Below are 24011 nucleotides of genomic sequence, written 5' to 3'. Positions count from 1 at the left end.
CCTGCACCGCGTGGCCGCGCAATAGCGCAATAGCGCTATAGCGCTATTGCATGTCCCGCGCCACACGAAATCCATTGGCGTTGTAACGCACGCTGCTGTCGTATTTGAAACGCGTGGCGCTCAGCATATAGCCTGCACCATCGCGCCAGGAGCCGCCGCGGATCACTCGCGTCTGGCAGTTGGGCTCGTCCCATGAGCGGCCGTCGTCGGGGGCGTTCTTGTACGAGTTGTGCCAACAGTCGCTGACCCATTCCCAGACCCCGCCGGCCATGTCGTAAAAGCCATAGGGATTGGCGGTAAACGAGCCGACGTCGTCGGGGGCTTCCACGCGCCACGGTGGCCCGCAATCCTTGCAGTTCGCCGTGCCCTTGCGCATCTCGTTGCCCCACCAGTAGCGCGTTGCGGTGCCGCCGCGCGCGGCATATTCCCACTCGGCCTCGGTCGGCAGGCGGTAGGGCTTGCCGCTGATCCTGGAGAGCCATTTCACGTATTGCTGCGCGTCGTCCCAACTCAGGTCGCGCACGGGGGCATTCGGCGCGGCATTGCTATCGCTCGACAAGTGCGGGCAAGCGCCGGCGTTGGCGCACGCGTTCCACTGCGCCACGGTCACCGAATATTTCGCGAGCGCGTAGCCGTGGCCAATCGCTACGCGGTGCACGGGCTTTTCCGATGGGTCGTCGGTTTCGTTGCCCATCATGAAGTTGCCCGGCGTTACCGCGATCAACAACGGACAGGCGGGGCAGTCCTGAATGTCGTGCAGCCCCGGCTTCGCGGCGACGACATGGGTTTTCGCAGGCGCCGCCGCTTGAACCGCTGCTTGGACCGCTGCGGGAACCGCCGCTGCGGCAGCGGACGCTGGCTTCGTTTGGGTGGCCGGCGGCACGGCTGCGGGTGGCGGGGTCTTCGCTTGCGCGGCTGGCGCAGGCGTCGCGCTGGCCGCGCCGCTCGCCTCGTGTGCTGCTGGCGCAGCGGGCGCTTTCGATGCCGCTGCGCGCAAGCGTGCAAGGCGCGCCTGGGCGAGCGGCGCGAAGCGCCCGTTCGGATACGCCTTCAGATACGCCTCGTAATCGCTCGCGTATTGGCTGTCCTTGATCGAATTCCAGAACGTGATCTCGTACTCTTCCGAGGTGTCCTTGGGCATCAGGCCAACGCGCGTGACAGCAAAGCCGTGACCGAAATGGGCCGCGGGTATCGCACGCGCGTAGCTGTTATGCGTTCGCACAGACACGGCGTGCAGCGTGTTTGCCGGAGCCGAACGGTCATGCGTGACCGGCAGGGTTGGGCGGATCGCAGGACTCAGGCTGAACGAGACTAACAGGCACACAGGCACCAATCGCCGCCACATGTTCGTTCTCCCTAACGCGCAGGGTACGGTACAGACACCAGCACTGTTCGTATACAACTACAAAATAGCACGCGTGCAGTCGATGCATGAGACGAATGAAGCGTTTGCGACGAACGTGGCGTGCACGCGTCGATATATGTGCATCCGGGGGAATCCGACCTAAGCTGTACATCACGCGCCGGACCAGGAAGCCGCGTGCCGATCGCCGAAGAAGGAGCAACGAGATGCAACGAAGAAGAACTTTATTGGCATTGGCAGCGGTTGTTCTGATACCGCGTCTCGCGTTTGCCGAGCGCACGCCATCGCCACCGGGCGCCGAGGTCTACATCATCTGGCCACCGGACGGCGCAACGATTCCCAACGGCAAGTTCTGGGTACGCATGGGTCTGCGCAATATGGGCGTCTGCCCCAAGGGCGTCAACCGCGCGAACACGGGCCACCATCACGTGCTCGTCGACACGGACCTCCCGCCGCTGGACCAGCCGATCCCGTCGGATCGCAATCATCTGCATTTCGGCGCGGGCGAAACGGAGGCCCGCATCGAACTTCCGCCGGGCAAGCACACATTGCAGTTGCTGATGGGCGACTACAACCACGTGCCGCACGATCCGCCCGTGTATTCGAAGAAGATCACGATCACGGTGAAGTAGCGGAGCAGGGCTTACTGGCCGTCCGCGGCCAGATGCGGGAGTGCATGCCATGAACAGGATTCTTGTCTTTGTGCGTGTTTTTGCGGCCAGCCTCGTGCTGCTCCTTGGTGGCGCGGCGCACGCGGGCACGACCCAGGCCGACCCCAAGGCCATCGCCTATATCGGCTGGCCCAACAACGGCCAGGTAATGCAGGCCGGGAAACCGTTTCGTGTCTGGTTCGGGTTGCGCTACATGGGCGTGGCGCCCAAGGACGTCGAGTTCAAGAACACGGGGCATCACCATTTGCTGATCGACGCCGACCTGCCGCCGATGGATCAGCCCATTCCCTCCGACCGCAACCATCTGCATTTCGGCGCGGGCGAAACCGAAACCATGATCCAGTTGCCGCCGGGCAAGCACACGCTACAACTGCTGATGGGCGACGCTCATCACATTCCGCACAATCCACCGATCTATTCGAAGAAGATCACGATATACGTTAAGTGATCCATACGAAGTTTATTGCCAGGTTTTCAGCCTGCTCAACACGCGGCGCGCCAGTGTCTGCGCCGCGCCAACACTATTCGCGTGCTGAGTTGGCGCGCGCCCATCAGTGACCATCGGTGACCATCGGCGCGCATGGCTCGCGAGCACCGGCTCAGGTGCGCGGCATCTCCATGACCATCGGCGAAGTCCTTATGCAACGGGCGTTGCGTGGCATTGCGCGGCATTGCCGATACGCAGCCGCGCAATTGGCACAGCTCATGCATTAAGGGAAGCGAGCCCGCAAGACTGCAGCTCAAACGCCAACATCCCTGGCACTTACCTATCTGGAGAACTGTCATGAGCAAGCTGATGATCGCCGACCTGAGCGCCACCCAGGAACTCGACCGCCGTTCCATGAGCGCCGTGCGCGGCGGCTACCTGGGCCTGCCGATCTACTATCCGACGCCGAGCGTGAAAGTCGACACCACCAACTTCAGCGCCGAACAGCTGATTGGCCAGACCAACAATATCGTGAGCAACACAGGCAACGATGTGGCGTTCGTGTCGGGCATCCATTCGTCAGTCAATCCGGTGCAGACGGCCAAGAACACGATCAACTTCTTCTGATCGTGCCGCAAGCCGTGGAAGCGAAAGCGCTTCCACGGCACCTCCTTCGCTTTCCATCCCCACACTGCCTCGCCGTCGCGTTCCGCTCAAGGAGTCGATCGTGAACACACCGCTTTCGCCGTTGCACGCGCCGTTGCACACGCCGTTGCACGCGCCGTTGCACACGCCGCTCTCCACACCTGCGCGTTGCGGCACGATGCGTTTGCTGGCGCGCTTCATGGGCTCGGCGGGATTGAGTGCGGCGCTGCTGTGCGGTTGCTCGGATCTCAGCACGCCTGCTTACCATCGCCCCGACATGCCAGCCAAGCAAACCTGGGCGCGCGCGCACGGCGCAGTTTCCGCAGCCGATACCGTCGACGCGCAATGGTGGAAAGCCTTCAACGACCCGTACCTGAACACGCTGATCGACAAGGCGATCTCGGGCAACGTCGACATCAAGATTCTCGCGGCGCGCATTGGCGTGGCCGGTGCGCAGATTGGCGAAGTGCAGGCCGGCGCGCTGCCCACACTCGATGCGGGCGCGGGTATCGATTACGAAAAGAGCACGCGGCAAACGCTCACGAAAACCTATAGCGTTGGTACGCAAGTGAATTGGGACATCGACATCTGGGGCAAGGTCGAAAAAGGCGTGCAGGCCCAGAAGGCCGAATACCACGCGAGCGAAGCGGATTGGCGCGCGGGGTGGCTCACGCTGGTTGCGAATGTGGCGACCACGTATTTCCAGATCCTCCAGTTCGACGATCAAATCCGTGAGGAGCAACAGACGCTCGACAAGAACAAGCAGATTCTCACGATCTACGAGCAGATGTATGCAAATGGCGTGGCGCCGAGGACCGAAGTGCTGCGCCAGAGCGCCGAAATCAACGGGCTCGCGAACGAGTTGCTCGAGCTGCACCGCTCGCGCGATACCGAGGAAAACGCGCTGGCCACGCTGATTGGCGTGCCGGCGGGCGAGTTCAAGATGCCGGCGGGACAGTTGCGCCAGCGCGTGAAGCTGCCCGACGTGCCCATGGGGCTGCCCGCCCAGTTGCTTGCACGCCGCCCCGACGTGGTGGCCGCGCAGTTTCGCATTCTCGAATCGTATGATGAAGTCGGCGCCGCGCGGCTCGCGCAATTGCCGAGCATCAGCCTCACGGGGCGGGGCGGCACGGCCGCATTCTCGCTCGCCGATCTGTTCAAGGCCTTCACCTTCAGCTTCATGCCGAGCATCAACCTGCCGATGTTCGATCCGGGCGTGCATGCGCACATCAAGACGACCGAGGCGCAAAGCAAGGTGGCTGAAGAGCAGTATCGTCAGGCGGTATTCACGGCCTTCGAGGAAGTCGAAAACGCGCTCGTGAATCTCGATGCGCACAAAAAGCAGCGCGCCGAACTGCTCCAGCAGAACGAGCGTTTGCGCATGGTCGCGGCACAAGTGGAGGCCCAGTTGAAGGAAGGGCTCGTCTCGCAGCTCGAAGTGCTGGAGTCCGAACGTTCGCTCGCTTCCGCGCGGTTATCGCTGCTCGCCAATCACGAACAGATCCTGAGCGACACCGTCACGCTCTACAAGGCAATCGGCGGCGGGTGGCCGGCTGTCGAAGTGACCAACGTGGCATCCGCCGCAGTGGCCGCCGCCCCGGCAAGGTGAGCGAGGGTGAGCGAGGGTGAGCAAGGTGAGCGCGCGCAACGTGGCAAGACGCGCCAGGTGTTTGATTCCCGCAATCCGTCGCCTACACTTTTCTCACACTCCGATCGCCATGTGCAGGGCGCGCGGCTTCACACGGATCGTGGGTGCGCGCGCAGCGCTCGTGCTGCGCGCGCTCTGGCGGACCAATGCTGATCGTTGGCGGAATCATGGTGCCTGACGTCGCTTCGATTGCCGCTTCGAGTGCCGCTTCGATGGTGCAGAGGCAGACCCCACTCGACCCGTTCGATATCGTGCTTCGGCCGATATCCCACCCGGAACTGGGCGAAATCCGCATCGACAAGGATCTGTTCGCCGTGGGGCGCACGCAGCCGCCTTTTGCGTCCGCGCGGCCCGAGTTGGTCGTCGACCTTTCGCGCCGTCATGCGCGTATCTTTCGCGAAGGCAGCGTGGCCTACGTGGCCGACCTGGGCAGCAAGAACGGCACGGCGGTCAACGGCATCGAAGTCACGCACAAGCCCCACGTGCTCAAGGACGGCGACGCGCTCTGCTTTGCGGGCACGCTCACTTACCGCGTGGGCTTCGTCCCTCGCGCGGCGCGCGCGGCGGTGCGGGCGGCCATCGTGACGCTCACGCCCGAACGCGGCGATCTGGGTTTGCAGCCCATCGTCATCAGCAGTTTCCCGTTTCTCGTGAGCAAGGCCGACGAGACCTTCGCCCAGTATCGCGAGGCCTGGCCGCATCAGGTGAACTACCTCTCGCGGCGCCACGCGCACATCTACGCCGAGGACGACGCCGTGTACGTCGAAGACCTCGACAGCACCAATGGCACGTTCGTTGACGGGGAGCGCCTCGCCGAGCACGCGGTGCGGCTGGCACAAGGGCAGCGGCTCGCGTTCGGCGGCGACCATTTCGCTTACCGCGTCGGCCTCGAAAGCGCGTCTTCAACCGACTCCACCGTGACGGCGACGCGCCAGTCCGGCGCAAACGCACCTGCTGGCGATCCCCATGCCGCCGCCGGTGCTGGCGCCGACTTTGCGGCCAATTCAGCGGCCAATTCAGCGGCCAATTCCGCAGCCGATTCAGCAGCCGATTCAGCAGCCAACCCAGCGCCCAATTCAGCGCCCAACCCAGCGTCCGACTTTGTATCCGATCCCGAGCGCACCACGTTCGTCGGCACCGCGCACTCGTTCCTCGACATCTTCTGCACGGCGGTGCCCGCGCAGGACGACGAGATCAACCCCGATGCGCCCGCGCGCGCGCCCGAATCGGCACCGGACGCGCGGCGCCGGCGCGGCCGGCTCGAAGTCTTTCTCAGCGAGTTGAGCGAAGCGCTGGGCGGCAGCGGGCGCATCGACATGCGCCGCCTTGGCTGGTGGGGCGGCGGCGTGCTGGCCGCGCTCGTTGCGCTGGTTGCCGTGACGTACTTCCAGGGCGCGCCGCAGCGCGACATGCAAGCCTTGCTGGCGAGCGGCCAATACGCAAGCGCGGCACGTATCGCCGATCAGCACCTCGCACGCTACCCGGACGACACCGCCTGGCGCGCGATGGGGACAGAAGCGCTCGTCAAGGCGAAGGTGCCCGAATGGATCGCCGCCATCAATGAGCGCGCCTTCGATCGCGCGCAAGCCATCGTGCAGCAGATGCGCACGCTTGCGCGCCACAACGCGGACGCAGCGCCGCTCGTGGAGAACATCGGCTGGATGGGCGCGCTGGAATCGTTCGTGCTGGGGCGCGGCGGTCCGCAAGCGCCGATCCGCATCTATCGCGACGAAGCGCCCATCCGGGCTATCACGGGCCGCTGGAACGACGACCCCGGCGAACATCAGCGCGCGCTCGACCGGATTTCGGCCTACGTGCCGGCGTTTGCGGCGGTTTATGCCGATGCGCTCAGCCACTTGCGCAAGCTGCAAAGCGACGATTCGGTCTACGTGGCCGCGCTTGAGCGCATCAAGCAGGCGATCGATGGGGCGCTGGAGAGCGACCGTCTCGACGGGCTCGCCGCGATGCTGACCGACTACGCGCAACGCTACCCACGGCTTGGCGGGCTCGACGCCGTGCGCGCCGACCTCGACCAGTACCAGCAGATCGACAGCGAGGCGCACGCCGGCCATGTGCAGGCGGTGCGCGAGCGCCTCGCGGCGGCGCACTTCGCCACGCCGCAATTCGCGGCCCATGCGGCTGGGCTTGAAAAGCGCGCATCGGCAGGAGACCACGGTGAAGCTGCCCCGGCTCATTGAGCGCCTGCGCGCGGCGCGGCAAACGCTCCAGTCACGCGCGGCGCAGACGATGCACGCGGCGCAGACGGTGCACGCAGCGCATGGGGTGCACGCGGCGCAGACGGTGCATGCAGTGCACGCGGTACATGCAGCGCCTGAGTCGCCCCGGCCGCTTGGCGAGGCGCTCGACGACCACAGCGAGGAGGGCGTCGCGATCCTGACCGCGCGGCCGTGGCGTTTGATCGAGGCGACCATCATCGCGCTGGTGGCGCTCGTGATCTGCGGGCTCGCCTGGTCGTTCGTCGGCCGCGCGGACGTGATCGTGAGCGCGCAGGGCACGCTCTCGCCCGAGTCCGAGGTGCGCCGCATTTATGCGCCCGTGGATGGCGAACTGGTCGATATCTATATTGCAGAGGGCCAGCCCGTGGAGAAGGACGACGTGATTGGCCGCATCAATGCGCGCGGTGCGATCCAGGCGGCAACCAATGCGCTCGACGCGCGCCTGAAGCTCGACGACGCCGAGCACGAGTGGAAGGCGTTCCCCGAAAAGAAGGCGCTCATGGAGCGCAAGGCCGAGGCGCTCAAGGCGCAGATCGACGTCGAAGAGCATGCGCACGAAACCCGCGTTGCGGAAGGCACGAGCAAATTGCAGCAGGCCGAGAACGCCCAACTGGACGAAGCGCGCGGCAACATCGACAACGCGCGCCACGTGCGCGACCTCGCGAAGGACGAGCAGGACAAGTACGAGCGATTGTTTGCGCTGCCCGGCGGCGGCGGGATCTCGCAAAGCCAGGTCGCGGAAAAGCGCAGCGCGTTTTTGCAGGCGGACAACAACTACCGGATTGCCCAGTCGCGGCTTGCCGCGTTGCAGGCGCAAACGAGCCACGAATTCGCGCAGGCGAAAGCGCAGCTTCAGGGCAGCGCCGAGACGCTCACCAATCTGCGCATCGAATACGACGCCACCGAGCGCGAAATCGCCAATACCGAGGACAAGCTGCGCTTGCAGGTGCAGACGGCGCGGCTGGCCGCCGACGCGGCGGCGCGCATCCGCTTCGAGAACATCGACAAGGACAACTTCCTGCTCGTGCTCGCGCCGGTCTCGGGCGTCATCACGGACGTGACCACCACGCAGCCCGGCGACAAGATTCAGGCCAACACGCCGCTGGGCGGCATTGCGCCCGCCAACGCGCGCCCGGTCGTGAAAGTGGCGATTGCCGAGCAGGACCGGGCGTTTCTGCACGAAGGGCTGCCCGTGAAGCTCAAGTTCAACGCATTTCCTTACCAGCGCTACGGCGTGGTGGATGGCACGCTCGAATATATTTCGCCGACCACCAAGCCGCAGGCGCAAACGCACGAACCGGTTTATGAAGGGCGCGTCCGTCTCGCGCGCGATGACTTTTCGATTGGCGGCACGACGTATCCGCTGCGCTATGGCATGACGGCGACGGCCGAGATTGTCGTGCGCGAGCGGCGGCTCATCGATTTCGCGCTGGACCCGTTCCGGCAGGTCGCGGGCTGAAGCTGGCGGGGCGGGCGGGCCGGAACCCGGCACTCACGAATCAGGACCTGGAACTCAGGGGAACGAAATGACCGCAATCGTACGTATCGACGACGAGGTGATCGGCACGGAGGATTTCATCCGGGTGCTCAAGCTCACGGGGCAATTCGAGAGTCTGGTCGAGCAGCAGGTGCGCGACCGGCTCACCGTCATCGCGGCGAAGAAAATGGGCGTGCAGGTGAGCGCCGACGAAATCCAGCAGCGCGCCGACCAGTTCCGCCGCGTGCGCGGACTGCACCGCGCGGCGGACATGAATCGCTATCTGGACGTATTCGGCATCAGCCTCGATGAATTCGAGCGCTTCATTACCGACACGCTCTATCAGGAGAAGACCTTCGACCAGATCTGCAGCGACGAGGCCATCGAAAGCTATTTCAAGCTCAATTCGCCGAAGTTCGACAGCATCGAGGTAAGCCATATCGTGGTGGACACCGAAGGCAAGGCGCGAGAAGTGATGTCGATTCTCGAAGACGATCCGCAGGCATTTGGCGAAATGGCGCACGAACACTCGATTGCCGATACGAGCGAGCGTGGCGGCGTGATCGGCAAGGTGCTGCGCGGCTCGCTCAAGACCGACATCGAAGCGAAGGTGTTCAACGCGCAGGTGGGGGACCTGCTCGGACCCTTCCCCGCGCCCGACGGCTCGTTCTTCGAGATCTTCTGCGTGAGCGCGAACCATCCGGCGACGCTGGATGCGGACGTCTCCTCCGAAGTGCGCCGGCTGTTGCGCGAGGAATGGCTGGCCGAGCGCGCGCAAGAACACATCATCGACGCGCATTGAGTGCGCAGAGCCCCGCAGATGGATACCCAGGCGCCCGCACCGGCTAGCGTACCCACGCTGGCGGACTTTCTCGCAACGGTCGAACCGCTCTCGCTCTTTTCGCGCGAGGAGCTCGACCGTCTCGCCGCGCAGGTTCAAACGCGCAGCTACGCATTCGGCGACACGTTGTGCAAGCGCGGCGAACCCGCGGCCGGACTCTACGTGATTCGCTCGGGCTCCGTGCGCCTGATCGCCGAGGAGCGCGGCAAGGAAACCAGCCTCGGCGTGCGCAAGGCGCCCGAGGTGTTCGCCGAAATCGCCATGCTGCGCGACTACTGGCACGAGGTTTCAGTGCGCGCCTCCGCGAAGACCGAGGTGCTCTGCATCCCGCGCGCGGCGCTCGAACCGTTGCTGGCCGCGAACCCGGCCGCGCAGTCGTTCGTGACGAGCTATGTGGCGATCAGCTCCGCTGGCGGCTTCGTTTCGCGGCTTTTCGATTTGCGCGGCAAGCTCTCGCGCGAAGAACTCGAAGAATATGTGTCGAGTGTCGGCGTCAAACGCGTGAGCGCGGGCAAGGAGATCGTGCGTCAGGGCGCGGGCGGCGACATGCGGCTCTATGTGGTGCGTCAGGGCGAAGTGAGCATCGCGCGCGAGGAAGACGGCAACGTGTACCAGTTGGGCAAGCTGGGCGCGGGCGAGATTTTTGGCGAACGCGCGTGCTTGCTGCGCCAGGACCAGCAAGCGAGCGTGAGCGCGCTCACCGACGTGCGGCTGCTCGTGATTCCCGAGAAGACCGTGCACTTCATGCTCGAACGCAACCCGAAGCTGCGCGAGGTGCTGGAAGAACGCGTGCGCTTCAGCGAGCGCGAGTTGCAGCGCCAGAAGAAGCTGGCGGAGCGCCGCCGTCACCCGCTCGCGATCGACACCGGCGCGGATGCGAAATTCAACGAGCGCATCATCAAGCGCTTCGTGCTGGTCGAGCAGGCGGAGGAGATGGATTGCGGCGCGGCGTGCCTCGCGATGATCTGCCGCCACTACGGCATTGCGATGACGCTCGGCAAGCTGCGCGATCTCGCGAACGTGACGACGCAAGGCGCGACGCTCGAAAGCCTCGCGCGCACCGGCGAGGCGCTCGGCTTCACGACGCGCGGCGTGCAGTGCACCTATGAGGCGTTGCAAGGCTTCGAGCTGCCGTTTATCGCGCACTGGGAGGGCTACCACTATATCGTCGTCTATGGCGTGTCGAAGCAGTGGGTGAGGGTGGCCGACCCGGCGCTGGGCTTTCGCAAGCTGAGCGTGGAAGCGTTCGAGCGCGGCTGGAACGGCACCTGCCTGCTGTTCACTGCCGGCGACACCACGGGCGCGCAGGCGGCGTCACGCTCGCCGTGGGTGCGCTTCATCGGCTATCTGCTGCCGTACCGGAAAATCCTCGCACATCTTTTTCTCGCGACCTTCGTGATCCAGATGTTAGGGGTGGTGCCGCCGCTCATCATCCAGAGCATTCTCGACAGCGTGATCGTGCACCAGAACGTGAGCCTGCTGCATCTCTTGATTGTCGGGCTCATCATCTCGCACGTGTTCACGCAGTTGATGGCGACCATACGCGCGCATCTATCCAATTTCATGGTGCGCAGTCTCGACTTCGCGATGATGTCGCAATTCTTCAAGCACACGATGTCGCTGCCGTTCTCGTTCTTCGCGCGCCGCAAAACGGGCGATATCTTCGCGCGCTTCCAGGAGAACCAGACAATCCGCGCGTTTCTCACCGAATCGACGGTGACCACGGCGCTCAATCTGCTGATGATCTTCATCTACTTCACGATCATGTTTCTTTACAACGTGAAGCTCACGCTGCTGCTGATCGCTTTCGTCATACCGATCATGGCGCTCACCGCGATTGCCACGCCGCGCATCAAGCGCTATGCGCGCGAGGTGTTCGCTGCATCGACGGACGCGCGCTCGATGCTGATGGAAACGCTCGGCGGCGTGGAGACCGTGAAGGGCATGGGCATCGAAAGAGCGGTGCGCTTGAAGTGGGAGCGCAAGTACGCGAAGTCGCTCGAAGTGCAGTATCGCGCGCAGGCGTTCCATATTCTGGTGGGCCTCGGCAGCCAGTTGCTCAACGCGGCCACTACGGTGGTGATTCTTTGGGTGGGGGCTACGCTCGTGCTCAATCAGGAATTGAGCATCGGCCAGTTGATTGCGTTCAACGCATTCATGGGCAGCGTGCTCGCGCCGCTGATGGGCCTCGTGGGTCTGTGGAGCCTCATGAACGATGCGGCGGTAGCCATGGAGCGCCTGGGCGACGTGCTCGACATCGAGCCCGAGCAAAAGCCCGCCGATCTCGGCTCGCGCGTGCTGCTGCCCGACGTGCAGGGCGACATCGAATTCAACGGCGTGTATTTCCGCTATGGCGGCAACGAAACGCCCTATGTGCTGGAGAACATCAGCTTCTCGATTGGCCGCGGCCAGATGGTGGCGATCGTCGGGCGCAGCGGCTCGGGCAAGACCACGCTCGCCAAGCTGCTGGTGGGTTTCTATGCGCCCACGGAAGGCAAGATCAACGTGGACGGCTACGACATGAGCGCGATCGACCACGCATATTTTCGCGCCCAGGTGGGCTATGTGATGCAGACCAATCTCGTGTTCTCGGGCACGATCGCGGAGAACATCGCCTGCGGGGACCCGAGCCCGGACTGGCGGCGCATGGAGGAAGTGGCGCGCATGGCCGACGCGCACGCATTCATCAGCAAGATGCCGCTAGGCTATGAACAGGTGGTGGGCGAACGCGGCATGGGTCTCTCGGGCGGGCAGATCCAGCGCCTGTGCATCGCGCGCGCGCTCTATCACGACCCGCGCCTGCTCGTATTCGACGAAGCCACCTCGTCGCTCGATACCCAGTCCGAAAGCAATATCCTCTCGAACATGCACGATATTCTCCAGGGCCGCACGGCGCTCATCATCGCGCACCGCCTGAGCACCATCATGCGGGCGGATAAAATCCTCGTGCTCTACGAAGGCGCCATCGTCGAGCAGGGGCGGCACGAAGAACTCGTCGAGCGCAAGGGCATGTACTACCAGCTCGTCCAGAAACAGCTGAGTGCGACATGAAACTCTTCGACCCGCATGGATTCGGCAACTCCACGCTCTCGTATGCCGGGCTGCTCGAGAAGATCGAGATCCTGCGCTCCACCTTGCGCTGGGCGCCGCGGCTCGAACGCGCGGAGATCGAGAAGCTGCTGAACCAGTCGAACGCGCTGCGCGACGAAGTCATGCAGCTTTCGCGCAAGGAGCGCTTCATCGAGGCGGCGGCCGATGTGTCCGATGTGTCCGATGCGCCTGAATCGCTCGAATCGCTCGATAAACCTGAAGCGCTCTCGCCCTCGGCGCATCGGCGGCGCGAGGCGCTCATCGCGCGAAGCTTTATTTTCGAAGGCATATTCGGCGACAACCCGAAGCTGCTGGCGGCGCTGGAGGTGGCGGAAAAGGCGGCGCCCACCGACTTGCCCGTGCTGATCGATGGCGAAAGCGGCACCGGCAAGGAGTTGATGGCGAAGGTGATCCACGCCAATGGCGCGCGCTCCGAGCGCCCGTATATCTCGGTCAATTGCGGCGCGATTCCGGACAACCTGCTCGAATCGGAACTGTTCGGCCATCGCAAAGGCGCGTTCACAGGCGCGTCGAGCGACCGCAAGGGCAAGTTCGAGAGCGCCCACACCGGCACGATTTTCCTCGACGAGATTGGCGAGTTGCCGCTGCAAGGGCAGGTGAAGCTGCTGCGCGTGCTCGAAGCGCACGAGATCCAGCGCGTGGGCTCCGACGAGCCGATTGCGGTGGACACGCGCATCGTAGCCGCGACCAACCGGAACCTGCGCGAGCTGTCCGCCCAGGGACAGTTTCGCGAGGATTTGTTCTACCGCCTGAGCGTCATTCACGTCACGCTGCCCGCGTTGCGCGAGCGCCGCGACGAAATTCCCTTGCTGATCTCGTGGTTCGGCGACGAGGCGGCCAGTCAGCTCAAGCGCCGCCCCGTGAAGCTCACCCCCAAGCTGCGCGATTTCCTGCTCACCTATGCGTGGCCGGGCAATATCCGCGAACTGCGCAACGTCGTCTACCGGCTGTCGTGCCTCGCGGGCGACACCGCCGACCTCGAACATCTGCCCGACGATATCCGGCCCGTGACCGGGCCTGGGCCTGCGATTGCGGCCTTGCCCGAAGTCGATGGGCACGGCTCGCCGCTCTCGCTCAGCGACGCGAAGCGCGCCGCGAGCGACGAAGCCGAGCGCGCCTTTCTCGAGCGCGGCCTGCATGAAACCGGCGGCACCGTGGCGGAACTGGCGCGCCGCTGCGACATGAACCGCTCGCATCTACAGATGCTGCTCAAGAAGCACGGCATCCACTCGAAGGATTTTCGTCATGCGGACAAGACGGATCGCGAAAAGGAATCCTGAACGCGAACACGCGAGCCAACGGCTGGGTGCTTCACGGTGACACGACGGCGGGATTCACCAGCGTATGATCCGCGGCGTCGAGGTCTTCGACCCGGATGACGATCGCGGTGATGTTGTCGCGCCCGCCCGCCTGCAAGGCCATGTCGACGAGCGTATCGGTCGCGAGCTGGCAGTCGCCGCCTTCGAGCGCGCGCGCCATCTCGGCCGCCTGCACTTCGTTGCTGAGGCCGTCGCTGCAAAGCAGAAAGCAATCGCCGTCGCGCACGGCGAGATGGCCTTCGTCGAGATCGAGCCAGTTCGCGGCGCCGACGGCCCGCGTGATCAGATGCTGCGAGGGATGGTGGCGCGCCGCTTCGGCGCTCAGGTGCCCCTGTGCCTGAAGCTCGGCCACGTGGCTGTGGTCGGTCGTGAGCGGTTCGAGGCGTGCGTCGCGATAGAGATAGAGGCGGCTGTCGCCCGCCCACAGCCACCCGCATTCGCGCCCGCTCGCCATCAGCACGGCAACCGTGCTGCCGATCACGCGCACACGCCGCCGCGCCGCTTCCTCGCGCAGTTGCTGGTTCACCGTTTGCAGCGCGCTGCAAGCGGCGCTCTTGATGGCGGCAAGCGAGTTCGATGCCGCAGGCGCACCGAGCGCGCTGAGCGCACCAGGCGCACCGAGGGCACCAAGCGCACGCACGATCGTCTGGCTGGCGAGGTCGCCCGCCGTATGACCGCCCATGCCGTCGGCCACGGCCCAGAGGCCCTGCGCTGGCAGATCGAGACACGCGTCCTCGTTGAGCGCCCGCACGCGGCCCACGTCCGTGCGCGACGCCGAGGTCCACATCAATCCGGCTGTCACGATCGTGCCTCCTTAGGTAAGCAGACCCTATACAGCAGACCCGCAGACCCCTTATACGAGACCGTGGTTCTTGCCGTTCTGGCCCACGCCCACCGTCACGTTCGAATTGGCCCCGGAGTTGGTCACGTCGAGCATCTGATACTGATTGACGACCTGGTTCGCGTAGAACGTGTTGTTGGTCTGATAAAGATTGATGACGGGCCCGAACGCGGAGGGCTGTTCGGGCTGGTACGGCTGAATCCAGCCGAACACCCACGGCGCACCCGCGCCCCGGATGAACGACATCGCCTTGTGGTCGATATCGCGTTGCAGGTGAAGGTCGGTGATCGCGAGCGAGGTCATGGTGTTCTCCATCCAGATGATGGCCGCGAGCGCGCGGCTGTGCGCCCATACCGTGCAAGCATCATGCCAGTGCGGAGCGCGCGCCCGCGCTGGGCGAGCCATATCGCTGCATATCGCTGAGAGCCCTGCTGGACGAGGCGCTTGGGGACGCTTCTGGGTGCCCGAGCGTTCTGTGCATGCTAGTGCCACGTGACCCCATTGCGCAATGGTCATCGCCGCGCCAACACCTGGACCTCGCAACGTTGTCAGGACTCCGACACTTGTGGCGTTCCGCTCCAGCTGAGAGATTGGAGGCGAACTGGTGGATCGACGCAAACAGATCTGAGGCGAATTCGTTGGCGACCGGCTAACAGGCCGTCGCCAGCGTGGCGTGCGCTTTCCCGCAAAGCCTTATGCGGCCGTGGGCGAGCGCCTTGGCATGGCTGATGCAGGATAGTTGGCAACCGGCAAACCGTATAGCACCACGGGAAGCCCTCAACCAGCCAGACGGACTCAGCCATGTGCCTCGACCTTCAACCGACGAATAGCAGCGCAGACATCAGCGCCGCCGGGGACCTGCCGCTTGGCGCCCATCTCGTCTCGCGTCGCGCGGGCTACAGCCATCACGGCATCTATGTTGGCGCGGGCCGGGTCGTCCACTATGCGGGTCTGTGCACGTCGCTGCATCGCGGCCCGATCGAAGAAGTCTCGCTCGAACGCTTCGCGGCCGGTCATGAAGTTTCCGTCGTCGCGCATCCGTTTGCCGCGTATGCGGGCCGCGCAGCCGTCGCGCGGGCGCGCTCGCGTCTGGGCGAAGACCACTATCGCCTGCTGACCAATAACTGCGAGCACTTCTGCACGTGGTGCGTGGACGGCAAGGGCCGCAGCGAACAGGTCCGCACGTGTTTCGCCCATCCGCTTGCCGCCATTGGCGTTGTCAGCGCGCTGGTTCGCGCGCGCCGCGCTCAGGCGCACCGCGATGCGTTCGCCCTGCTGGCGGCGTGATCGTCGTGTTCGGATTCCGCTATCGCTCCGTGTTTCGGAGATCGTCATGAACCCCACCGGATCTTCACTGCGCGTTCTCGTCGACAAGTGGCTCGCGCCGAACGACTATGTGCACGCGCGCGTGGTGCGCTTTAGCCGCATGCAGGACAACCGGCTGCGCTACGTTTGCGTCGAGGCCGTTCATCCCGCGCGCACGATTGCAATCTTCTTCTTCCGCCACGGCGATGGTTCTTGGTGCGTATTTCCTCAGGCAACTCATCGTCCGGCCATGATGACGCGCGCCGCATGATCCGGTGCATGACCCGCCGCATGACACGCCGCGTGTCCCGTTTGGCGGGGCACGCGGCGGCGTATCGGTGGGTGGTGAGACAGGCGGGGAATCAGCGTAACAGCGTGGGGCGCGGCGGTACCGCAGTGACGGGTGCCAGCCCGCGCGGCGTTGGCACGCCCACGACGCCCACGTGCAGCCCGATGAACGGCCGCGGCGCGAGCAGCGCTTCGTGCGAGACGATGCGTGCGCCGCCGGTGATCGCGGCCATCGCCTCTTTGTCCAGATCGACGCTTTCGGGAAGATCCTTGATGACGAGAATACCCATGGTCTGCTCCATGAGAGCGCAAGCAAAGGGAAAAGGCAGCACGCCGGTGCAAGCGCCAGCGTGCCTGTGTGATTGTGTGCTTATGTGATTGTGAGCGCGCGCCGCCAGGTCTTCAACAGGGTTTTCGAAAGGCGCGCAGCGCCTCGCATTCGGTGCACGTGAAAACGCAGACGGGACCCCGCACCGTCTGCGTTTTATGGCGTGGAGCGTCGGCTAAAGCGTTACTCCCGTGCTCGCGTATTGCGAGGGATCGACCTTGAGATTCAGCGGCCCGAAGCCCGCGCCGATATAACCGATATTGTTGAGCGCGGCGACGTTGACCACCTGAATCTGTTGAATGTTCTGCTGGATAGTCGGCGAGACGTTGATGCTGGCAATCGGACCGTAGCCATTGGCTGGGTAGTTGGCGCCGCCGCGCACGGCAATCATGGCGCGGCGATCGAGTTCGGTGCCGGGGGCCAGCTCGCGAATGACGATGGAAGACATGGCAAGCCTCCAATAGTGAAAACAGGTGAATCGGAACCGGCGGGCGCGATGCATCGATCGAGCGTGTTGCAGTCGTCCCGCCGCGGCGCGATCAGAAGTTGATCGTGTTGTGGGCGTTCTGCACGGGGTTGACCGTCGACTTGATGCCCGACGCGAACGCGACGTCGTTGCCCGTGTTGCTCACGATGCTGTTGGTCTGGCCGATCAGCTGTTCGGCGCTGAAGGTGGTGGTGTCGACCTTCACGCTCGGCGTGGGGTAGTAGACGGGCCAGAGGCCCAGGTGGCCGCCGCGCACGGCGCTCATGGCGCGGCGGTCGAGTTCTTGGGTGGCGCTCAGGTCGGCGATCATCAGCTTGCTCATGACAGTTCTCCAGAAGGGCAATACGGGGGTGGGTAGTTGAGCTGCAGTGTGTTGCGGGCTCGGTTCTCTTAATGCACAGGATGTGCCAGCGCCGTGGCGCTCGCCGCACAAGACGCGAGCGCCTTGACTGACGGGCCCTGGCGCGCTCGCGCGCCATGCAGGGCAGCGTGCGCGGGCGGCGGCGCAGATGGTCCGCGCCCAACAGAGCGCTGCAAAGGCGTTGGGTTCGCAGCAACACGCGATGCATTTCGCCCGCGTTGCGGCCGCCCCGCATAGTTCAGGCACCGATTGCGCTGCGCGTTGCGGCAGACTAATCTCCCGTCAGACAGGGCGAAAACGCTGCGCGCGCAGCGTGGTGCTGCTCAACGCAAGCGCAAATTCAGCGGCGCCGGCCAGCCCGAAGCTGAGTTGAAGGCAGACGAATGATGAGCCTTTCGCAGCTGATCCAGACGTTCCAGAGCGGGACGCTTTCACGCGAGGCGTTCTACTCCGAGATCGACCACATGCTCGCGGTTGACGCGGCCAATGGCGCTCGCCTGCGCGAAGCGATGGACGCGACGCAGACGGTCCGTCCGCTGCCCGATGCCGTCTACACGGAAGTCCTCCGGCGCATCGAACGCCGCCAGGACAGCACGGCGACCACCAGCGACGAAACCCGCATCCAGGAGAGCCCTTCGGTGGCCCGTGCGCAGCCGGCGCGCGCCCCCCAGACGCCCGACGAGCAAGAGCACATCAAGGGCATTGGCGACACGCTCAATGGGCGCTTCGTGCTCGAAGAATGTCTTGGCGTGGGCGGCATGGGCACGGTCTACAAGGCACTCGACCTGCGCAAGCTCGAAGCGTCCGACCGCAGACCGTACATTGCGATCAAGGTGCTCAACGTGCAGTTTCGCGGCCAGCCGACCTCGCTGATCGCGCTTCAGCGCGAGGCCCGCAAGGCGCAGACGCTCGCGCACCGGAACATCGTCACGGTGTACGACTTCGACCGCGATGGCCCGCTCGTCTATCTGACGATGGAGTATCTGTGCGGCAAGCCGCTCAGCAAGGTGCTGCGCGCGCAAGGCTTTGCGGGCATGCCATTCGAGCAGGCGCGGCCCATCATCGCCGGGATGGGGCAGGCGCTTGCGTATGCGCACGAGCGCGGCTTCGTGCATTGCGACTTCAAGCCCGCCAACGTCTTTCTCACCGATAGCGGCGACGTCAAGGTGATCGACTTCGGCATTGCCCGCGTGTTCCAGCGGCCCGAGGAAGACCCCGACGTGACCGTATTCGATCCGGCGACGCTCGGCGGCATCACGCCCGCCTATGCGAGCCCCGAGATGTTCGAGCATCGGGAGCCCGACCCGCGCGACGATGTCTACGCGCTCGCCTGCGTGACCTACGAACTGCTCACGGGCACGCATCCGTTCAAGCGCAAGTCGGCGACCCAGGCGCGCAGCGAGAAGATGCGCGCCGAGCGGCCCCAGGGGCTCGATCGCACCCAATGGCGCACGTTGAGCGCCGCGCTGTCGTTTGACCGGGCCGCGCGCACGGCGAGCATCAATCAGTTTCTCGAGGGCATGGGCGCGCACGCGCACGCGCCGGCGTTTGCTGGCGCGCGGATGGGTGCACGGATGGGTGCACGGGTGGGTGCGCGGGTGGGTGCCTTAGGCGCGGGCGCCATCGTGCTTGCCGCAGGCCTCTGGATTGGCTACCGCGCGCTATCCGGCAATGAAGCGCCGCATGCAAGCGCTTCCAGTACCGCCGCGCCCATGAACGCGGCCCCGTCGGCCGCCGTGGTGGCGAATGCCCCTGCCGCAAGCGCGGCGGCGCAAACACCCGCAGCAAGCACCACCCTGGTGGCCGCCGTGCCTGGCGCGGCGGCGCTGGCTACGCTTGATTCGACGCTCTCGCGTATCCCGTGCTCGGCGCTGACGGCGTCGCTGCCGGCGCAGGCGCTCCAGGTCCGGGGCTTTGCCAGTGCCGGCGACGGCATGGCGCGCATGCGCGACGCACTCGCGCAAATACCGGGTGCACAGGGCGCGAGGCTTGACGTGAGCGCCATCGAAAACCACAACTGCGAGGTCGTGAACGCGTTCGCGCCGTACTGGCGCGCCAATCGACAGGCAGGCGGCGAGGCGACGATCCACACGCGGCCGCTGGACGCGCAACTCATGCAGGGCAGCCCGCTCATCGTCGACATCACCACGCCGCACTATGACTCGTATGTCAACGTGGACTATTACGCGCTCGACGGCAGCGTCGTGCATCTCGTGCCGAGCAATCACGAGCGCGATAACCAGGCGCCGCCGGGTTTTTCGGCGACGGTCGGCAGCGCGGGCGACTGGATTATCGACAAGCCGTTCGGGACCGAGATGGTTGTGTTGCTGATTACGCCTGCGCCGCTGTTCGATGCGCTGCGTCCGGCGTCGGAACCGCGTGCGGTGTATCTCGCTGCTGTTGAACAGCAGTTGAAGCAGATGGAAGTGCGCTACGGTAGCGCGCACATTGCTGCCGATTTTGTGCAGATTAGGACGCGGGCGCGTAGCAATTGATTTTCGCGCTAGCGATTTGGAGATTGCAAATGCACGAGGCGCGTTTTCGTTCGCGTTCTCCTTCGCGCTCTCCTTCGCGTTTCCTTGTTTTCGTGTCGGTCTATTAGCGTTGCCCCTGTGCGGGGCGGCACCTACTTTTCTTTGCAGCGGCAAAGAAAAGTAGGCAAAAGAAAGCCGCTCAAACCGCCAGTGTGACGCCGTCCACCTCTTGCCCATTATCGAAGTGGTTCCGGGGCATCCGTCACCTCGCACCTTCAAACGTAGTGACAAAGGACTCATTCATCCCGCTGCTCGCTACGCGCGCAGCGGTCGGGTCCGCACGGGAAACCAAGGGTCTGCCTGGGCATTCGGGTACGCATGCACCCATCGATGCGCATGTACTCCATTGGTTTGGGGTTATGCCCCACGGCGCGCGTAGCGCCGCCGGAGGTATGAGTCCTTAGTCACTCTGTTGTAGGGCGCGTGGTGACAGACGCTCCGGAACCGCTCCGATAATGGGCAAGTGGTCCACTGCATCACACTGGCGGTTTGAGCCGCTTTCTTTTGCCTACTTTTCTTTGCGGCTGCAAAGAAAAGTAGGTGCCGCCCCGCACAGGGGCAACACTAATAGACCACCGCGAACACAAGGAAACGCGAAAAACCAGGAACAACGAAAAAAACCCCGACCAATCCCGCCCCCCAAAAGCGTGCATTTAATTACCTAACGAAGAGTTCGGAAGAATTCGCCCCGGCCGAGAAACGCCACGGCCCGCCGGGCCGGCACGAGCAATGCTCCAGTCAGCGCGCGGCGAATCACGCGGGCGACGCCCGCCCGAAGGCGCTTGCATCCATCAGCAGTCACGCCGGGAGGCATTCATGTCCAATTCCAAAGGTTCATCTTCGTTGGAGGTCTCCGTCGACGCCGGGAGTTATCGCGTTTCGCGGCCCGAAAACCCGCAGCAGGTCATCGATCAGTTGCACAAGCACAAGATCGAAATCGTCGACCTCAAGTTCACCGATCTGCCCGGTCTCTGGCAGCACTTCTCCATCACGCTGCCCGAGGTGCACGAAGGGCTCTTTGCCGATGGCATAGGCTTCGACGGTTCGTCGATTCGCGGCTTCCAGGAAATTCAGGAATCCGACATGCTGCTCAAGCCCGATCCCACGACTGCGTTCATCGACCCGGTGAGCGAGACGCCCACGCTCTCGCTGATCTGCGATGTGGTCGATCCCGTGCTGCATCAGCCCTATTCGCGCGATCCGCGTCACATTGCGAAGAAGGCCGAGGCTTATCTGCGGCAGACCGGCATTGCCACGACCTGTTACTTCGGGCCCGAGCTCGAGTTTTTCATCTTCGATTCGATTCGCTTTGGCCAGGACGCGCACAGCGGCTACTACTACCTCGATTCCGCCGAAGGGGACTGGAATACCGGCCGCGACGAAGGCGCATATGGCGGCGGCAATCTCGGCTATAAGTCGCGCTTCAAGGAGGGCTATTTCCCGGTGCCGCCGCACGACACCTTGCAGGACATTCGCTCGGAAATCGTGCTGTTGCTGATGCAGGCCGGCGTGCAGGTGGAAGTGCATCACCACGAGGTGGCAACGGCGGGGCAGAACGAAATCGACATGCGTTTTTCCACGCTCACGCGCATGGCCGACAACGTGATGATCTACAAATACATCTGCAAGAACGTGGCGCGCCAGCACGACAAGGTGGCGACCTTCATGCCCAAGCCGCTCTTCGCCGACAACGCGAGCGGCATGCATTGTCATCAGAGCCTCTGGAAGGACAACGAGAATCTGTTCTACGACGCGCACGGCTGGGCGCTCACGTCGGCGTTGTGCCGCTGGTACATCGGCGGCCTGCTCAGGCATGCGCCGGCGCTGATGGCGTTTTGCGCGCCCACCACGAACTCGTATAAGCGGCTCGTGCCGGGCTACGAAGCGCCGGTGAATCTGGCCATGTCACAACGCAACCGCTCGGCGGCGGCGCGCATTCCTACGTACTCGGATTCGCCGGCGGCGCGGCGCGTGGAGTTTCGCTGTCCCGATCCATCGGCCAATGCATACCTCGCATTCGCGGCGATGCTGATGGCGGGCCTCGACGGCATCGAAAACAAGACCGATCCGGGCGATCCGCTCGATGTGAACATCTACGATCTGCCGCCCGAGAAAGCGAAGGACGTGCGCCAGGTGCCCGGTTCGCTCGATGAAGCGCTCAAGGCGCTGGAAGCCGACAACGAGTTTCTGCGCAGAGGCGATGTTTTCACCGAAGACGTGATCGACACGTGGCTCGAGTACAAGAAAAAGCGCGAGATCGACGCGATCCGGATGAGGCCGCATCCTTGGGAGTTCTATCTGTACTTCGATGTCTGATGCCTGCAAGTGAATCCAGGCAGCGTCATGGCGCCGGCGTTACACTAGGATGATTATTCGGATCGCGGCGACAGGAGGACACCATGACTGACCTCGGCCCGGAAAGCACATTCAGGGGGTTGCCTCTGACTCCGGAGCAGGATGCGGAGGTGAGGCATTACATCAAGGTGAAAACGCAGCATCACCTGCCATGGGATACGCCCGAATTGCGCGCGATGATCAGGGAGATGATCCGGCCCCCTGAGGTTGTCGACGAGGACTCGGAACTGGAGGCCGACGACGCGCGGGCGACCGCCGAGCGCGCAAGGGCTTCCATTGACGAGGAACTGGAACCGTTCGAGGCGAACGAGGAATGGCACGCGGCCGTCGACTCGGAAAACATGAAGCACCCCAAGGGATGAGCCGGCGCGCGCCACGTTGCCGGTGCGGGATTGATGGGAGGAGTGGGGCGAGCGTTGCCAGGGAAGGTCGAAAAACGGGATTCAACCCGCTTCGAATAGAATGGGCCGATCCAGCACCAAACGGAGACCACTGTGGCCGAATTCCCTCCCTCCAACAAAGAACCCGTTGCGCAAGGCGCACGCACATCGGTCTCGCGTCGTGCGAAGTTTTGGGTCATCTGCGCAGGCATTGTTATTTTGCTCGCGAGCCTGTTGGTGGTCTTCAGCCCATTTCGGGAAAAGCTGGATGAACGGGCGCTAGGCGAGCTGGGATTTTTCACGGGCGCGTGCATTGACGCTGGCGATTCGGCGCTCACCCGCGAGTCCGGATGCCTGGCACTGCGGGCCAAATCGACATTGACGACGGCTCAGCTCGCCGCCGCGGTTCCGCATTTGGCCAGGATTCACCGCAAACTCGAGTTGAGTCTCGCGGACTCCACGGTCGACAACATCGACTCGCTGAAAGACCTGGACGATGTGGAATCGCTCGACCTCACGGGCACGCCGGTCTGGAACATCGACGCGCTAAAGGACCTGCGCTCGCTGAAAAGACTCGTGATACACCGCACTCAGGTCCAGAACATCGATGCGGTCAAAGAACTGACGAGTCTGCAATCGCTCAATCTCTGGGAGACCCGCGTGTCGAATCTCGACGCGCTGAAGGACTTGACCGACCTGCGGCAACTCGATCTGCGCGATACGCAGGTTCGCGACCTCGATACGCTGGCGAAGCTGCCTCACCTGGAAGCACTCAAACTGGGTGGCGCGAGAAACGTCAGGAATATCAAGCCGCTCGGTCAGTTGACCACGTTGAAACTACTCGATCTCAACGAGACACAAGTCGAGCGCCTCGACCCCTTGAAGGATCTGCACGATTTGCAGGCGCTCTATCTCGCGAATACGCCCGTCCGCGACATCGATGTGCTGGCGGACATGCCCGACCTGAAGACGCTCGTGCTCGACGGCTCCAAGGTCGAGGATATCGACGCGTTGCGCGGATTGCTCCAGTTGGACACACTCGTTCTTGCCCGCACGCCCGTCACGAATATCGACGCGCTGAAGGGCCTGACGAGCCTGCAAAGACTCAATCTCTCCGATACCAGCGTCGAAAACATCGATGCACTGAGCAATCTCAAGGGCCTTCGAACGCTCAATCTGTTTCGCACCGAGGTTCGGGACATCGATGCGCTGAAGGGGCTCAAGGGTCTGCGAGAGCTGTATCTCGCCAACGCGCCGGTCAAGGACGTCGACGTACTGAAGGGCCTGACCGGGCTGCGGGAACTCGTTCTCTATGGCACCAAGGTCACCAATGTCGACGACCTCAAAACGGCTTTACCCAACACCCGAATTGTCTGGTGATCGGCCGGCGACT

At 63.9% G+C, this 24011-nt stretch carries 21 protein-coding genes; 15 read left to right on the top strand and 6 right to left on the bottom strand.

All coding sequences use genetic code 11. The features are described 5' to 3' along the window. Positions 1 to 43 precede the first annotated feature (43 nt). Positions 44 to 1228, bottom strand: coding sequence for a formylglycine-generating enzyme family protein (locus L5014_RS05080; protein ID WP_338019263.1), 1185 nt, complete (start codon positions 1226 to 1228; stop codon positions 44 to 46). A gap of 341 nt (positions 1229 to 1569) precedes the next feature. On the opposite strand from L5014_RS05080, the gene L5014_RS05075 reads away from it, so the two are divergent. From L5014_RS05075 to L5014_RS05035, 9 genes are all read left to right on the top strand, one after another. Beyond that, complete coding sequence (locus L5014_RS05075; RefSeq protein ID WP_238462472.1) at positions 1570 to 1995, top strand: DUF4399 domain-containing protein; 426 nt, start codon at positions 1570 to 1572, stop codon at positions 1993 to 1995. Positions 1996 to 2044: 49 nt separating this feature from the next. Next, positions 2045 to 2482 carry a DUF4399 domain-containing protein gene (locus tag L5014_RS05070; protein ID WP_238462471.1) on the top strand — a complete coding sequence of 146 codons (438 nt, stop codon included), beginning with the start codon at positions 2045 to 2047 and terminating at the stop codon, positions 2480 to 2482. Between the two features lie 336 nt (positions 2483 to 2818). After that, positions 2819 to 3088, top strand: coding sequence for a hypothetical protein (locus L5014_RS05065; RefSeq protein ID WP_238462470.1), 270 nt, complete (start codon positions 2819 to 2821; stop codon positions 3086 to 3088). A 196-nt stretch (positions 3089 to 3284) separates the two neighbouring features. Further along, the gene (locus L5014_RS05060; protein WP_420800018.1) at positions 3285 to 4715 is read left to right on the top strand and encodes an efflux transporter outer membrane subunit; all 1431 of its coding nucleotides are present in this window, start codon (positions 3285 to 3287) and stop codon (positions 4713 to 4715) included. 185 nt (positions 4716 to 4900) lie between these two features. Continuing rightward, positions 4901 to 6952: an FHA domain-containing protein gene (locus L5014_RS05055; protein WP_238462469.1), complete on the top strand. Its 2052-nt coding sequence runs from the start codon at positions 4901 to 4903 to the stop codon at positions 6950 to 6952. Next, complete coding sequence (locus L5014_RS05050; RefSeq protein ID WP_238462468.1) at positions 6930 to 8450, top strand: beta-barrel domain-containing protein; 1521 nt, start codon at positions 6930 to 6932, stop codon at positions 8448 to 8450. The genes L5014_RS05055 and L5014_RS05050 overlap by 23 nt, the downstream gene beginning before the upstream one ends. A gap of 67 nt (positions 8451 to 8517) precedes the next feature. Next, positions 8518 to 9270: a peptidylprolyl isomerase gene (locus tag L5014_RS05045; protein WP_238462467.1), complete on the top strand. Its 753-nt coding sequence runs from the start codon at positions 8518 to 8520 to the stop codon at positions 9268 to 9270. A gap of 18 nt (positions 9271 to 9288) precedes the next feature. Continuing rightward, on the top strand, positions 9289 to 12360 hold the full coding sequence (locus L5014_RS05040) for a peptidase domain-containing ABC transporter (protein WP_238462466.1): 3072 nt from the start codon (positions 9289 to 9291) through the stop codon (positions 12358 to 12360). After that, positions 12357 to 13700, top strand: a complete 1344-nt coding sequence (locus L5014_RS05035) for a sigma-54 interaction domain-containing protein (protein WP_238462465.1) — start codon at positions 12357 to 12359, stop codon at positions 13698 to 13700. Before L5014_RS05040 ends, L5014_RS05035 begins: the two co-directional genes overlap by 4 nt. Positions 13701 to 13731: 31 nt before the next feature. On the opposite strand, the gene L5014_RS05030 is transcribed toward L5014_RS05035, so the two are convergent. Beyond that, entirely contained in the window at positions 13732 to 14526 is a 795-nt protein-coding gene (locus tag L5014_RS05030; RefSeq protein ID WP_238462516.1) for a PP2C family protein-serine/threonine phosphatase, read from the bottom strand. A gap of 66 nt (positions 14527 to 14592) precedes the next feature. Next, positions 14593 to 14883 (bottom strand): hypothetical protein, encoded by a 291-nt coding sequence (locus L5014_RS05025; protein WP_238462464.1) that lies wholly within the window; start codon positions 14881 to 14883, stop codon positions 14593 to 14595. A 498-nt stretch (positions 14884 to 15381) separates the two neighbouring features. Here L5014_RS05025 and L5014_RS05020 point away from each other — a divergent pair, with 498 nt between their 5' ends. Together L5014_RS05020 and L5014_RS05015 are read left to right on the top strand one after the other, a co-directional pair. Further along, the gene (locus tag L5014_RS05020; RefSeq protein ID WP_238462463.1) at positions 15382 to 15867 is read left to right on the top strand and encodes a lecithin retinol acyltransferase family protein; all 486 of its coding nucleotides are present in this window, start codon (positions 15382 to 15384) and stop codon (positions 15865 to 15867) included. A 46-nt stretch (positions 15868 to 15913) separates the two neighbouring features. Next, positions 15914 to 16156, top strand: a complete 243-nt coding sequence (locus tag L5014_RS05015; protein WP_238462462.1) for a hypothetical protein — start codon at positions 15914 to 15916, stop codon at positions 16154 to 16156. A 91-nt stretch (positions 16157 to 16247) separates the two neighbouring features. Here L5014_RS05015 and L5014_RS05010 read toward each other — a convergent pair whose 3' ends face one another. From L5014_RS05010 to L5014_RS05000, 3 genes are all read right to left on the bottom strand, one after another. Beyond that, positions 16248 to 16463 carry a hypothetical protein gene (locus tag L5014_RS05010; protein ID WP_238462461.1) on the bottom strand — a complete coding sequence of 72 codons (216 nt, stop codon included), beginning with the start codon at positions 16461 to 16463 and terminating at the stop codon, positions 16248 to 16250. A gap of 213 nt (positions 16464 to 16676) precedes the next feature. Beyond that, positions 16677 to 16949 (bottom strand): hypothetical protein, encoded by a 273-nt coding sequence (locus L5014_RS05005; protein ID WP_238462460.1) that lies wholly within the window; start codon positions 16947 to 16949, stop codon positions 16677 to 16679. A 91-nt stretch (positions 16950 to 17040) separates the two neighbouring features. After that, positions 17041 to 17310: a hypothetical protein gene (locus L5014_RS05000; protein ID WP_238462459.1), complete on the bottom strand. Its 270-nt coding sequence runs from the start codon at positions 17308 to 17310 to the stop codon at positions 17041 to 17043. Positions 17311 to 17732: 422 nt separating this feature from the next. Here L5014_RS05000 and L5014_RS04995 point away from each other — a divergent pair, with 422 nt between their 5' ends. From L5014_RS04995 to L5014_RS04980, 4 genes are all read left to right on the top strand, one after another. Beyond that, positions 17733 to 19844: a serine/threonine-protein kinase gene (locus tag L5014_RS04995; protein WP_238462458.1), complete on the top strand. Its 2112-nt coding sequence runs from the start codon at positions 17733 to 17735 to the stop codon at positions 19842 to 19844. Between the two features lie 855 nt (positions 19845 to 20699). Then, the gene (gene glnA, locus L5014_RS04990) at positions 20700 to 22199 is read left to right on the top strand and encodes a type I glutamate--ammonia ligase (RefSeq protein ID WP_238462457.1); all 1500 of its coding nucleotides are present in this window, start codon (positions 20700 to 20702) and stop codon (positions 22197 to 22199) included. An 83-nt stretch (positions 22200 to 22282) separates the two neighbouring features. Continuing rightward, positions 22283 to 22600, top strand: a complete 318-nt coding sequence (locus L5014_RS04985) for a hypothetical protein (RefSeq protein WP_238462456.1) — start codon at positions 22283 to 22285, stop codon at positions 22598 to 22600. A gap of 432 nt (positions 22601 to 23032) precedes the next feature. Continuing rightward, a complete protein-coding gene (locus tag L5014_RS04980; RefSeq protein WP_238462455.1) occupies positions 23033 to 23998 on the top strand; it encodes a leucine-rich repeat domain-containing protein in 966 nt (321 codons plus the stop codon). Positions 23999 to 24011 lie beyond the last annotated feature (13 nt).

This window comes from Paraburkholderia tagetis, from assembly GCF_022213065.1.
In the GTDB taxonomy this organism is placed as follows: Bacteria; Pseudomonadota; Gammaproteobacteria; order Burkholderiales; family Burkholderiaceae; genus Paraburkholderia; species Paraburkholderia tagetis.
The sequence above is the reverse complement of the archived record's forward strand: the minus strand, read 5'-3'. Positions and strand labels throughout refer to the sequence as shown.

Excerpts from the sequence above, each read along its gene's own strand:
- L5014_RS05075 (WP_238462472.1), top strand. The coding sequence starts at position 1,570 with ATGCAACGAAGAAGAACTTTATTGGCATTGGCAGCGGTTGTTCTGATA.
- L5014_RS05070 (WP_238462471.1), top strand. The coding sequence starts at position 2,045 with ATGAACAGGATTCTTGTCTTTGTGCGTGTTTTTGCGGCCAGCCTCGTG.
- L5014_RS05065 (WP_238462470.1), top strand. The coding sequence starts at position 2,819 with ATGAGCAAGCTGATGATCGCCGACCTGAGCGCCACCCAGGAACTCGAC.
- L5014_RS05060 (WP_420800018.1), top strand. The coding sequence starts at position 3,285 with ATGCGTTTGCTGGCGCGCTTCATGGGCTCGGCGGGATTGAGTGCGGCG.
- L5014_RS05055 (WP_238462469.1), top strand. The coding sequence starts at position 4,901 with ATGCTGATCGTTGGCGGAATCATGGTGCCTGACGTCGCTTCGATTGCC.
- L5014_RS05045 (WP_238462467.1), top strand. The coding sequence starts at position 8,518 with ATGACCGCAATCGTACGTATCGACGACGAGGTGATCGGCACGGAGGAT.
- L5014_RS05040 (WP_238462466.1), top strand. The coding sequence starts at position 9,289 with ATGGATACCCAGGCGCCCGCACCGGCTAGCGTACCCACGCTGGCGGAC.
- L5014_RS05035 (WP_238462465.1), top strand. The coding sequence starts at position 12,357 with ATGAAACTCTTCGACCCGCATGGATTCGGCAACTCCACGCTCTCGTAT.
- L5014_RS05030 (WP_238462516.1), bottom strand. The coding sequence starts at position 14,526 with ATGTGGACCTCGGCGTCGCGCACGGACGTGGGCCGCGTGCGGGCGCTC.
- L5014_RS05025 (WP_238462464.1), bottom strand. The coding sequence starts at position 14,883 with ATGACCTCGCTCGCGATCACCGACCTTCACCTGCAACGCGATATCGAC.
- L5014_RS05020 (WP_238462463.1), top strand. The coding sequence starts at position 15,382 with ATGTGCCTCGACCTTCAACCGACGAATAGCAGCGCAGACATCAGCGCC.
- L5014_RS05015 (WP_238462462.1), top strand. The coding sequence starts at position 15,914 with ATGAACCCCACCGGATCTTCACTGCGCGTTCTCGTCGACAAGTGGCTC.
- L5014_RS05010 (WP_238462461.1), bottom strand. The coding sequence starts at position 16,463 with ATGGGTATTCTCGTCATCAAGGATCTTCCCGAAAGCGTCGATCTGGAC.
- L5014_RS05005 (WP_238462460.1), bottom strand. The coding sequence starts at position 16,949 with ATGTCTTCCATCGTCATTCGCGAGCTGGCCCCCGGCACCGAACTCGAT.
- L5014_RS05000 (WP_238462459.1), bottom strand. The coding sequence starts at position 17,310 with ATGAGCAAGCTGATGATCGCCGACCTGAGCGCCACCCAAGAACTCGAC.
- L5014_RS04995 (WP_238462458.1), top strand. The coding sequence starts at position 17,733 with ATGATGAGCCTTTCGCAGCTGATCCAGACGTTCCAGAGCGGGACGCTT.
- glnA (WP_238462457.1), top strand. The coding sequence starts at position 20,700 with ATGTCCAATTCCAAAGGTTCATCTTCGTTGGAGGTCTCCGTCGACGCC.
- L5014_RS04985 (WP_238462456.1), top strand. The coding sequence starts at position 22,283 with ATGACTGACCTCGGCCCGGAAAGCACATTCAGGGGGTTGCCTCTGACT.